We start from the raw sequence: 12,253 nt of genomic DNA, 5'->3' as shown, positions 1-12,253 counted from the left end.
TAATTTACCGTTTTTGGCAAAATTGCCAAAAACGAAAAAAGTGGTCTTTCAACCACTTCTTATTAATATATTTTTTTAAAGCCTAACCGCTTTTTGATCTCTTCTTGAGTAACTCCCATGCGAATTAAATCTCCTAAAGTTACTCCTTTTTTGAATTTTGTATTTACATTTTTATTCTGTGATGTCGATAACATAATGATGTAATTTTAAATTCAACATACTTTTTATACGCGATGTATAGTATTGTTGTTTTAAAACCTCACCTAATAAAATATAATACAACGTTATAATGATCTAAAAAACGACTCTCTTAGAATCTGTAATTCTTGGTGTTCATTGAGTTCAATATAATGACTTTCCAAGGCTACATTTACTTTTGGAGATGGATTAGTGGTGATAATACCTACTTTCAGGTTCTGCTTTTCTACTTGAATTTTTGCTTCTTCTAATAAAGATTCATCTACAACAATATAAAATTTATGACAAGAAGAAGATAAATCTACCAAGCTGTTTAAGTTCTGAAGATCATCAAAAGTAGAAAAAATTTGATAACCGATAACCAAAGGAGACAATTCTGAATCATTTAGTTTGACAACTTGAACTACATCTACAAACTTACTTTGTTTTATTTCTGTGTTGTTCTCCACAAAACGGATTGTAAAATCATTGTAATGCTGATGAGAAGGATTGACATTTTGAGCATCAAAAGAAGTATCGGGATACCTAAAAGCTAAAGCTACTCTACTTACTTTTTCTATTAAAGAAGCATCATTGATTAATGCTTGTACTTGCTTTGGTGTAAGGTCTTTCTCAACTTTTTTAGTTTTTCTAGCTCTCTTTTTCTTTTCTTCAAGTTCTACTGCTCTTAGTTCAGTCCAAGCTTTATGAATTGAAAGGTAACCATCCATCACGGCATTCAACATATCAGCAGGGCCTTTTTCAATAACCTTTTTCATTTTGGTTACATTCTTTGTAGACACACCTGCAATCTTAGCCGCTTCCTCTGCTCTATTGATTCTTCCTTTTGGATCAATGTTCAATGACTTTTTCAAATCATCCAACTCATTTTGCTCTTCAGAAACTTCTACTGGAGTAACATCCACCTTTTTATCAGCAGCAGCATTGAAACCTTGAACTTGACGTTTTTTTCTTTCTTTTGCCTCAATTCCTAAAAATTCGGTCAACTGAAGTGCAATACGAATTTTTTCAGCATCACCAATATTACGTCTCCCTAATTGGTTTCTCAACATCCAGATACGGACATCATTGTGCGTACTGAATTTTAATTCCTTACAAGGGATGTATTCTAAACCTAACTTTATGGCTGCTTCACAACGGTGGTGACCATCCACAACCGTATGAACTATTCTTGCACCTGTATTATCTCTTAGCGTATGGGTCCAGTATAAAATAGGTTCACGAACACCTTCAGCTTTAATGGATTCCTCAAAGTTGCGAGCTTCATCCTCAGTTTGTTTACGAATCAGTTCTCTGTATTCAGGTTCAATATGAAATGCACCTGGAGATTTATAATCTACATTTGTCAACTTTTCCTGAGACTCTTTCTCTCTAAGAGAAGTTTTACCTTCTTTTAATTTTTCTTCTTCTTTCTTCTTAAATTTATCTAGGTTCAGCATAGTTCATATTTGTTCTAATACAGTGTGCGTAAAACAGGGATTTTTTTAATCTAAAACAGGCAGTAATTCATGTATTAATGAACGTACCTCTTTTGTAATATTAGTATTACTGAAATTAGTATCTCTTTGGTATTGGATCGAATCAGGGATAAAAGTATCCAACAATTTTAATCCCATATAGCCATCCAACTCAAAAGGCATTCTTGATTCTTTCACTGTTCTGTTGACTCTATTTCTGATACCAATAATTTTGGTTGGTAAATCTAAAGAGTCTCTTACATCAGCAATATTACTGATACTTGAGATTGTTGGCCCTAATGCTGTTTCATTTAAAGTAATAGGAACAATCACATCAGAATTAGCGATTATACTTGTCAATAGATCTGTTACTGCTACGTAACCTGCCGTATCCACTAAGATATAATCATAAGTATATTGACTGTCTTCAATCAGTTTTCTATACTTTTCAGATACGGCAATTGAATTGGAATCAAAGCTAATGACATCGATATTCTCATGTCTGCCATTTTCAGCATACATTGCAAGAGTCTGTTGTGGATCGGTATCAATACACAATACTTTCAAATCAGGGCATTCAATAACAATCCCCATGGAAATTTGTCTTAATAAAGAAGACTTTGTATTACCGCCTTTAGAATTGATCAAAGAAACTACTTTTGCAGGAGGTCCTTTTACAATATAGTCTAAAGGTACTTTAAAGATGTCGGCAATCTTAGATAGGCCAGAGTAAGGAATTTCCACTTTTCCTTTCTCCCATTTAATTAAGCCTTGAACAGAAATATCAATCAGCTGTGCCAATTCTTTCTGTTGCATATTATTTTTTTTTCGAAGTTTAACTATATTTTCTCCGATCATGTCTATGAAGTTATATTATTGTATAATTACAAACCTAATATAATTCTGATAAAGGTCAAAATAACACCATAAATTACACCTTAGATTAACTTAAAAGCATTGATTCTCTAAATAAATCAGTGTGATGCTCTTACCAGTCGTTGATCATCTTCGCGAAAGTGCCTTTGTTAGGGAAAATTTCATTTCTCTGTACAGCATTTCTTAAATCTCTGATCTCTTTCTTTAAGGGTTTCATTACCTGATATTCCTCTAAATCATTGACAAACACCTCAATAGCTTTTCGAATGATTGAATTACCAAGCCCTAACGACTTCATATCCTTATAAAATACAAAAAGTTGGTTATTGAGTTCATCCAAATACAACTGATGCCATTCTCCAAACTTCTTTGTTGAGAAGTCATACGTTCCAAAATGATTAAGTTTCTTTGCCAATTTGGTAGAAAGCTCCTTGAATAAAGCCTGATCAGTACCGTACTCAGGACAAGGAATATTTACAGGTTCGAACTTATAAGCTGTTGAAGGTTTTGCAGGCTGTTTTACTTCTTCCTCATTGATAATAATCTCGATATTACCAAAAGCACCCTCAGCTGGAGTTTCTTTCATTGAAGAAGCTGTAGAAGCAGGGGTTGCATCAATATTTAAAGATGTTTTTCCATTCATGATGTAAGACAACATATTGTTCTGTACACCAATAATAAATTTCTCTCTTGATCCACCTGCATGTTCAGTGATGATTTCACTCAACCATTTACCTAATATTTTTTCATTCATTACCGGATCAACAATCCTAGCTTCAACATCATTATAACAATTGTTATTTAAGCGGTAAAGGTGAATGAAATTATCAAAAGTATTTTTTAATGTTGTATCCTGACTGAACTCTGTATTCAATAGTTCCATCGAAGAAGCAAAATCATTTTCTCTTTGCTGATGATCAACTTTCCCAGAGAAAAAGAATTCCAAAACTTTAATTGTTCTGCCCTGCTTGTATTCTTTTAGTGAAACCTCTATGTCGGCGTTCTTATTGATGTCTTTGATAGAAGGTGTGATCACCGACTGCTTCAATCGACCATAAGATTGATACGTTTTATGCTTTTCTAAACCAAAAACAGACCTAAAGTCATCCACTGTAATTTTTCTACTTTCGTAAAAACCAATTCCCCTCGACAGTAAATCATAAAGTTTTGGCCCATACTTCGAGCGCATCTGACGAATATTGCCATATATGTATGTCGTGTAGTTACTCTTTGCATTGAGGTAAGGAAGCAAGTTATCAGAGTATTCAAAAGTCACTTTTGTCTTATCCAGTACGATTCTATCAAAAATAGAAACATACTCCTTTCGATAACCCTTGCTCAGAAGGCTCACATCACCATCTTTTCCAATAATGACCGGTAGACCAGAATCCTTATCGATAGGCGTGTAGAACATGATCATAGACGATTTTAGAAGCTGACAAGCTTTATCTACATCTTTCAAGTTCTGCCCTCCTACATAACGTCCATAAAAACTCGAAAGCTTGAAAGTAATTGGCTTCGAGTAGTCTTCGTTATGAAAGGTATTGGTATAAATAAATAACTTTTGTGCTAAACCAGGAATAGGAAGCTGTGTATTTGCTTCTATAATCTGATTGGGTCGCTTTACCAATTCAGCACGGGTAGTGATGTTATTTATTAAATCCATGATAGATAAAATTATTCCAAAAAATGAAGTCCACCTTAAAAATTGCGGTGCACTTAGTATATTTAAAAGTCTAATTTATAGCAAAAATTGTAAAAACAAACATTTTTTACGGTGTAAATAGTATTTTTAACTTTCGATTGCGGTTAAGATAGTATTTAAAGATGAAAAGTGCGGTTAAGATGATATTTTTAAAAATCGAATTTCAAAAAATTATCCACATTTTGAGCGGAAGAAGATTTGTAGAAAATATACATTAATCGTAAGCCTCTCATTCTATATATACTAAATAAGACGTAAAATGAGTAATCGTTTCCCTAAAAACACGAAAAAAACGTAAACCATAACCAAAATTACGGTTAAGATGGTATTTATAAGAAAACAGTTACGGTTAAAACAGTATATATAAGTAGAATTACGGTTGAAATGGTATAGATAATAGAGGAAAATACTGGTTTTAGAGCATTATTATGGTTGAATTGATATTTTAAACTAAAAATTACGGTTAAGATGGTATAATTCAAAAGTAACTATGGTGGTAAATACTATAAAGTACGGTTGAAATGGTATTTATAATATGGTGCAATATCAATCAAATTACGGTTAAGATGGTATTTAATTAAGTATAAATCACTAATTTTCAATTAATTACACGCACTATAAAGAATAAGAAAAGATAAATAATAGAATAATACGTATTTTCCAGTATTCTAATAATTAAGGTTAAATGGTGGTTATACATCAAATTTTAATGATGAAACAGTATGATATACGAATACTCCGCAATGATTTATGGTTAAGTGAATATTTAAGTAGTCAAAATTGTGGTTCTAGGAGTGTTTTTAGGCCATTTTTACGGTTAAATGAGGGTATTCAAATTTGTCATACGGTTAAGTAGATATATTACTATGGTTAAGGAAATATCCAAACTGCGGTTGATTTGGTATCTAATTACGGTTAGTTTAGTATTTATAGGTACTCCTACTTTCTGATAATCAATTAGTTATGCTACACTATAAATAATAAGTATATAAAATAATTAAATAAATAGATCTTATTATATCCTTTTAAAGATGGAATTTATATTAAAAGTTAACATTAAAAAATGCAATTAGAGTTCATCGTAACTCTAATTGAAAATTTACTGATTAACGGTTAAAACAGTATTTATAATAAAAAATAAGGATTAAACAGTTTTTTTCGTAAAAATTGCGGTTAAGATGGTATATACATCTATTTTTTTACGGTTAAAACAGTATATGTAATATAAAATTGCGGTTAAGTTAGTATAGATGATGATTCAACCGCTTTCATGAATAGTTTCCTTTTTAAGGTTCAATCCTATAAAATCCAAGATTAATATACTAAAACTCCACTCTAGCGTATTTATCTTAATATTATTGCGGTTAAGATGGTATTTAAAGCCTAGAATTATGGTTGAGGAATGATATATAAACAGAAAAAAGGAAATATTTACGGTTAAGGTAGTATATAAGAAGGAGTATTATGGTTTAAATGGTATTTAATCAAGAGAAATGACTCTAAATATACTGAAAGAACCGTAATCTAAAGTCAATTCAGTATTTCTCCTTTAGAATCAGGGTTATACGTACTTTAAACACCTTTATAGTTAGATATATTTTGTACTAAATCTTCTACATATTTTTAATGTTAGTGAAAAAAATACCTTTATCAATGATATTTTATATACCAAAGTGAAAAAAATATCTTTTTTTGTTTTTTACCTCATTTTTTTTGTGTTGATTTGTTGAGAAATTATGAAAATATCACATCATGACGCAAAAAGACATACTAGATTTTATCAAAGACAATGATATGCTTAAGGTTTCAGTGGTCGAAAAGAAAGCTGGAATCCCTACAAGGTCTCTTCACAAAGCATTGAATGGAGAGCAGAACTTAAAAGCAGAGTATATCGAAAAACTAACACAAGTTTTAACTCCTCTTGGTTTAAAATTGAAAGACAAGTTTAAAGTCATCTCAATTATAAATAACAAAGGAGGAGTTGCAAAGACAACAACTGCTTGTAACCTTGGTGCAGCACTATCAAGATTGGGTAAAAAAGTATTGTTGATTGATGCTGATCCGCAAGGAAACTTAACTCAACATTTGGGTTATAAAGATCCTCAGTTTTATGAAGGAAAGGAATTGTCTGATATTATTGAAGGAAAGTGTGATGTCAATAAAGCCATCATTCAGTATCAAGAAAACCTTCATATTATCCCTTCTACTACAAACCTGGATTTTACAAATAAAACACTAAACAGAAACTCTGGCCCTTCTTCATACAAACTTGTAAAGCGACATGTCATTGAGAAAATTGAAGGAGAATATGATTATATTTTCTTCGATTTATCTCCTTCATTTGCTTTAATAACAAATGATTCTTGCTTGATTGCCTCAAATAGAGCATTGATTCCAGTGGATGCTTCTGAGTTTGCATTTAGAGGAATCAACAACGTATTAAGTCACATTAATGACTATAAGGAGGAAAATCCTAACTTAGAAGTATTGGGTTTCTTGTTTACTAAGACGGGTAGAACTAAAGATATGCACAAGTACAAAGAGGCATTGAGGTCTACACATTACAGAGTTTTTGAAACAGAAATTGCCGTAAGAGATATGGCTTATAACAAAGGTCCATTGATCGGAAAAGATATTTTCTCATTGTTTGAAGATGAATCCTTGAAGAAACAAGAGAAAGAAGGGATCAAAAAAGCAATGGATGAACACACTTATTTAGCACAAGAAATTATTACGCATGCCTAACGAAATTAATATTGGAGATTTTTTACCAGGGAACGATCAGAAGTCATCAAAACTGATTGATTCGAAAAAGGAAGAAATGTCGTCTGGTAAAATTCATATCATAGATGAACTGAAAAAGTGGATCAGACCACTGACAGATTCAGAAAGAAATACTCTTGAAGAGAGTATTAAGAATGAGGGTGTAAGAGATCCTTTGACATTTTTCTATTTAGATAATGGCCAGAAAGTACTGTTGGACGGTCACAACAGATATGAAATTTGTCAGTCTTTGGGTGGAGAAGAGAATGGTTATGAGTTTGAAGAAGTCATTGTAGACATTAATAATATTGATGATGCAAAGCTTTGGATGATAAAAAACCAGGTCGGTAAACGTAACTTATCGAAGCGAGAAATGTCGTATTACAGAGGGCATCACTACCTCACTCACAAAGGTAAACAAGGAGAAAAAACGGGAGATGGTAAATTGTATAACCTTTTGGCAGAGGAATACAACGTAGGGAAGAACACTATTTTGCGAGATGCAAAAACAGCAGAAGTATTAGATCAAGTTTCAGATACATTTAAGCATTCTTATTTTGATGGTGAAGTTAATGTCTCTCAAGCGAAGTTTGAAGAGGCCTTAAAAGCGATCAAAGAAGGTTTGATTGAAACAGAAGAACTAGAAGATTTTCTTCAAAATAAGCTGGCAAAACCTGTAGAAGCTCCACAGAATATGACTTCTAGAGCTGCGGCCAATACTCCAAAACCTTTTACTTTTAATAAAATCAATAAAACGATTCGAACGCTTATTGATGCTCCAGTAGATAAGGAATTAGGGAAAGTAGAAAAGTTAGCCATGGAAGAGTCGGTAAAAGAATTGATTCAAAAGTTTGGCTTAGATCTATAAGACATTGATAATTTTTGAGAGTTAGTAGATGTTTTATCTTGTACTTCTACGCTCTGAGATCATCACTAAAAGTATTGGTAGACTCTCAATCTATCAAAAAAAAAATCAGGGTATGTATTGGCGTACATACCCTGGGAAAACATTTTTAATATCGTAGTTGGAGTATCTCACCTCTGCCAACTATGAAATGTTCAATCCAAAGATAATTAAAATAATGAAACCGTTAAAACTGATAGATTACTCTTTAGTAGTAGTATCTATGATGTACAGTTCGTACGTAACCTTTTGGTTCGTGAAGGAATACTTCCAAAACACTCCTATTGCTTTATCCATTTCGATTTTTATCGTCTTTTTATCGCATCATTATACTCTTCAGACCATCTCTTTTTATCAGCATTTTAAGTCCATCAATCAATATGCAATCCTAGCCACATTATTGACTTCAATGATTTTTTATGCAGAATGGAACGGACAATTGTTACATGCAAAAGATCAAATTGTTTCTACAAATACCTCTAGTATTGATGATCAAATCAATCAAGTACAGCATATGATTTTAGAGAATGCTAAGCATACGGTTAATGGAAAAACAAATTGGGCCAAGTATCAAACCTTTTTGGACGCACAAAAAAATCTAAAACTTTTAGAAGATCGAAGACTACTTTTATTGGAAGAAATTGCTGATCAAAAAATCGAAGCGGAGACAACAGCCAATTCGTTTAGAGCGTTTTCAGTTTTACTTTTCGTCTTAGCATTCCTGGCTTCTTCAGTTCAAATGAAAGGAAATGATGTACCAAAAATCCAAAAGGTGATTGATCAGAAGACGCAAAAGATCATCGGTTTGATCAAAAATGGAGAAATAAAAAGTACTGAAGTTTTGGTCAATTATTTTTATCTGACAAAAGAAGAAGCATCTTTTTTATTGAGGAAACATAGCCCATCGCAACAGATAGGGTTTTGATAGATCATTTATATTCATATTACATTAAGGTCCCACTTTGGGACCTTTTTTTATAAAGCGATAGCACATTATTAATATAAATATGATACTTATATTCAAAGTTTAATTCAACAGATTATAAGCTATTACCCTAATATCTATTGTGTTTAGAAATCAGAAAATTTCTGATGATATGTAGGATACGAATGATATTACCACTTAACAAGTACATTAGTGGAATTACTACTCTTTTCGTTTAGTAGTTCTAACACCGGCCTTGAAGGTAAAATCATTGAGGCGATAGGAATGGAATTTAGCTTTTGACTTCTAAGCCTTGACTTTTTGCTTCGTTTTTGTGTTAAGACAAAAATGAAGAAGAAGGATGTTTGAAAGTAGATCTTATGAATGCTTGCGGTAAGGTCGATTGAAAGTAAAAGAAAAGTATTAAATGTAAAGTTTATAGAATAGAGAATAAAAAAACAAAGGTCCCAATTTAGGACCTTTGTAGCTTAAAGAATGGAATGTAAATATATGGAATGAGTTTTTGACATATGTAGTGCTTACTTTCTAAGACGATTTTGAGAGTATTGAATGTTTAATCGAGTAGCATTACCTTCAATTACCGTAAATCGTTGTTTTCCTTTTAGGGTTAAATCACTGTTTTTCTCAGGTCCAGTAGAATAGGCGTAAATATCATATTGTCCTTGTTTCAACTTTAAAGTTGAGGGAATGTCACGGAGATGAGAGAAAGTAACCACTTCTCTCCTATCATTTGCATTTTCAATTCTTATTGCAAACAGATCAGTATTTGAGATACTTAAATCTGTAGAAGAAATGTGAGATGGTGAAACTTCAACACTAAAAGAGACATCTCCAAAATGTTGTGAACGTCGATAGTTATTTTCACACCCAATAAGTAATAGTAGTAATGAAACTAGTAGAGTTTTTAAGCCAAAATTCATCTTCCTGAGATAATTGATTCTAGGGCAATTTACAAAATCACATCAACTATCGTGAACCATCAAATAATACAATATGTAACCAATACAGAAAGTTTTACCTAATAAGTTGAAAAAGAATTGTAACAAGAGAAACCTTACATTTACTTTGGGAGTTGGAAGAAGGGTAAACAATCATTCTTGAAAAATTAGAGATTTAGAATGATGATTTTAAAGAACAAATATTACATAATCTAACAAATAGAGAAATGTAATTCTTTCTGAAAACTAGAACTAGGTGCAATTCACTTTTGTCCTAATAGTTATAATTACATAGACCATAATTTTATGTTGAATATTGTAATCGTATTCATTTTATCTTTTATCACGCTGACAGGTTTTGCTCAAAATAATATAGAGAGTGATTCCATTTTAAAACGAGGAGATTTTCTTGAGCCGATAATGGTGAGGGATTTAAAAAATAATGACCATGTTACCCCATTGATTGGAGAGAAAGTAGTCATGATTTTTTATGCTGATCCAGACACACCGGACGCAAATGAAAACTTTGTTAAGCAAGTAAAGCAATGGAAGTTCAATTTAGACGAGTTTAAGGCGTATGGAATTGTTAACCTAAAAGATTCAAAATATCCTAATGGAATTGTTAGATTTATGATAAGAATGATCAGGAAAAGATCTAAAAGAGAAGCCAATGCTTTGATACTAACAGATCCAAAAGGAACTGTAACAAAAAAATGGAATACTGGTGATTGTAATAATAGCATAGGTATTTTATTAGTAGATAAGACCGGTGAAGTTCTCTTCTGGAAAGCGGGAGAATTGACAGAAGAGGAAACGGCTTTTGTCATTCAGCAAATATGTGATCATACAACCAATTACAAGAAACTGACATCGGAGGAATTAAAAGAGTTTGATCTTTAATTCGTTATTAACGATAAAAAATAAAGAAGAGGATAACTATTTCGGAATGTAAATGAATTTGACTAAAAACATTCAGAATAGGGATCCTCTTTTTATTTTACCCTTTTGATGAAAAACTCCTTAAAACGCTCCATATATAAACAAGATAATGAACATATCAGAGAAAGAACAACAACAGATTTATACTATTCTTCAAGAAGAAATTGTACCCGCAGAGGGTTGTACTGAACCAATTGCAATTGCATTTGCGGCAGCGAAAGCCGTAGAGATATTAAAGCATAAGCCTGAAACAATTAGAGTTTATGTTTCTGGAAACATATTGAAAAACGCGAAAAGTGTGATCGTACCGAATAGTGGCGGTATGGCAGGTATAGAAGTAGCGGCTGCCATGGGAGCATTGGCTGGAGATGCTTCAAAGGATTTGTTAGTGATCAGTAATGTGTCAGCCCAAGATATGTTGGGAGTTCGTGAACTGATAGCAACAGGTAATGTGACATTGGAGGTAGTTCCAAATAATATCACCTTGTATGTGATGATTGAAGTACAAGCAGGAAATGAAACGGCAAGTGTAGAAATCAAACATACGCATACTAACATTACCAAAGTAACAAAGAACAAGGAAGTTCTGATTGATCAGCCTTGTAACGATACAGATTTTAATTCTTCTTTGACAGATCGAAGTGTTTTGACCATTCAGAAAATTGTTGAAATGGCAAATCAAATTGACATAGAATTAGTCGCTCCCCTATTCGAAAAAGTATATCAGTTTAATTCGAGAATTGCAGAAGAAGGATTGACTCAAAAATACGGTGTCAATATAGGAGCATGTATACAAGAAAATATCAAAAATGGTATTTACGGAGATGACCAAAGAAATAGATCTGCAAGTTATGCAGCAGCAGGAAGTGATGCCAGAATGGGAGGATGTGCTCTGCCAGTCATGACAACTAGTGGTAGTGGAAATCAAGGAATGACAGCTTCTCTTCCAATTATCCGTTATTGTATTGATCAGAATAAAACCAAAGAAGAAATGTACAGGGCGTTGATGGTCTCACATCTTTCAACAGTACATATTAAAACCAATGTGGGTAGATTATCGGCTTATTGTGGAGTGATGACCGCTTCGGCTGCCGTAAGCGGAGCTTTGGTATATTTAGATGGAGGAAGTGTAGAACAGATTCAAAATGGGATAATAAATACACTTGGAAATGTTTCGGGCGTAATTTGTGATGGGGCCAATGCTTCATGTGCTTCTAAAATAGCTTCAGGAATTTATGCCGCTTTCGATGGAGCAATGCTTTCCCAAATTGGAAATGTATTTACGAGCAATGATGGTATTGTGGATACGTGTTGTGAAGAGACAATCCAAAATGTAGGAACATTAGCCCAACAAGGAATGAAAGGAACGGATAAAACGATTTTGGATATCATGACCAAATAAGAAAATGTTGTGTATTGTAAACGTAGTATTCCTCAACTTCCTACTAGCATTTATAGGATCGACTTTCAAGCAGCTTTCTTCTTCATTTTTGTCTTAACACAAAAACGAAGCAAAAAAGTCAAGGC

10 protein-coding genes are annotated in these 12,253 nt (G+C 32.7%); 5 read left to right on the top strand and 5 right to left on the bottom strand.

Going from position 1 to position 12,253, the window contains the following annotated elements; translation table 11 throughout:
- Positions 1 to 62: 62 nt before the first annotated feature.
- From PL77_RS32470 to PL77_RS12425, 4 genes are all read right to left on the bottom strand, one after another.
- The gene (locus PL77_RS32470; RefSeq protein ID WP_256380337.1) at positions 63 to 194 is read right to left on the bottom strand and encodes a hypothetical protein; all 132 of its coding nucleotides are present in this window, start codon (positions 192 to 194) and stop codon (positions 63 to 65) included.
- A 90-nt stretch (positions 195 to 284) separates the two neighbouring features.
- Complete coding sequence (locus PL77_RS12435; RefSeq protein WP_044205559.1) at positions 285 to 1,637, bottom strand: ParB N-terminal domain-containing protein; 1,353 nt, start codon at positions 1,635 to 1,637, stop codon at positions 285 to 287.
- 45 nt (positions 1,638 to 1,682) lie between these two features.
- Positions 1,683 to 2,513 carry a helix-turn-helix domain-containing protein gene (locus PL77_RS30510; protein ID WP_052444359.1) on the bottom strand — a complete coding sequence of 277 codons (831 nt, stop codon included), beginning with the start codon at positions 2,511 to 2,513 and terminating at the stop codon, positions 1,683 to 1,685.
- Between the two features lie 130 nt (positions 2,514 to 2,643).
- The gene (locus tag PL77_RS12425) at positions 2,644 to 4,197 is read right to left on the bottom strand and encodes a replication initiation protein (protein ID WP_044205557.1); all 1,554 of its coding nucleotides are present in this window, start codon (positions 4,195 to 4,197) and stop codon (positions 2,644 to 2,646) included.
- A 1,791-nt stretch (positions 4,198 to 5,988) separates the two neighbouring features.
- On the opposite strand from PL77_RS12425, the gene PL77_RS12420 reads away from it, so the two are divergent.
- The 3 genes from PL77_RS12420 to PL77_RS12410 all read left to right on the top strand — a co-directional run bounded on the left by PL77_RS12420 (position 5,989) and on the right by PL77_RS12410 (position 8,828).
- A complete protein-coding gene (locus tag PL77_RS12420) occupies positions 5,989 to 6,981 on the top strand; it encodes a ParA family protein (protein ID WP_044205555.1) in 993 nt (330 codons plus the stop codon).
- On the top strand, positions 6,974 to 7,867 hold the full coding sequence (locus PL77_RS12415; RefSeq protein WP_044205553.1) for a ParB N-terminal domain-containing protein: 894 nt from the start codon (positions 6,974 to 6,976) through the stop codon (positions 7,865 to 7,867). The genes PL77_RS12420 and PL77_RS12415 overlap by 8 nt, the downstream gene beginning before the upstream one ends.
- 214 nt (positions 7,868 to 8,081) lie before the next feature.
- Positions 8,082 to 8,828, top strand: a complete 747-nt coding sequence (locus tag PL77_RS12410; RefSeq protein ID WP_044205551.1) for a hypothetical protein — start codon at positions 8,082 to 8,084, stop codon at positions 8,826 to 8,828.
- Positions 8,829 to 9,367: 539 nt separating this feature from the next.
- Here PL77_RS12410 and PL77_RS12405 read toward each other — a convergent pair.
- Complete coding sequence (locus PL77_RS12405) at positions 9,368 to 9,769, bottom strand: DUF4493 domain-containing protein (RefSeq protein ID WP_044205549.1); 402 nt, start codon at positions 9,767 to 9,769, stop codon at positions 9,368 to 9,370.
- A 324-nt stretch (positions 9,770 to 10,093) separates the two neighbouring features.
- Here PL77_RS12405 and PL77_RS12400 point away from each other — a divergent pair, with 324 nt between their 5' ends.
- Positions 10,094 to 10,687 (top strand): YtfJ family protein, encoded by a 594-nt coding sequence (locus PL77_RS12400; protein ID WP_044205548.1) that lies wholly within the window; start codon positions 10,094 to 10,096, stop codon positions 10,685 to 10,687.
- A gap of 148 nt (positions 10,688 to 10,835) precedes the next feature.
- Positions 10,836 to 12,128: a serine dehydratase subunit alpha family protein gene (locus PL77_RS12395; protein ID WP_044205546.1), complete on the top strand. Its 1,293-nt coding sequence runs from the start codon at positions 10,836 to 10,838 to the stop codon at positions 12,126 to 12,128.
- The last annotated feature ends 125 nt before the right edge of the window (positions 12,129 to 12,253 follow it).

It is taken from the genome of Flammeovirga sp. OC4 (genome assembly GCF_000812565.1).
In the GTDB taxonomy this organism is placed as follows: Bacteria; Bacteroidota; Bacteroidia; order Cytophagales; family Flammeovirgaceae; genus Flammeovirga.
Note: the sequence above shows the minus strand (reverse complement) of the source record. Positions and strands in the feature narration are given on the sequence as shown.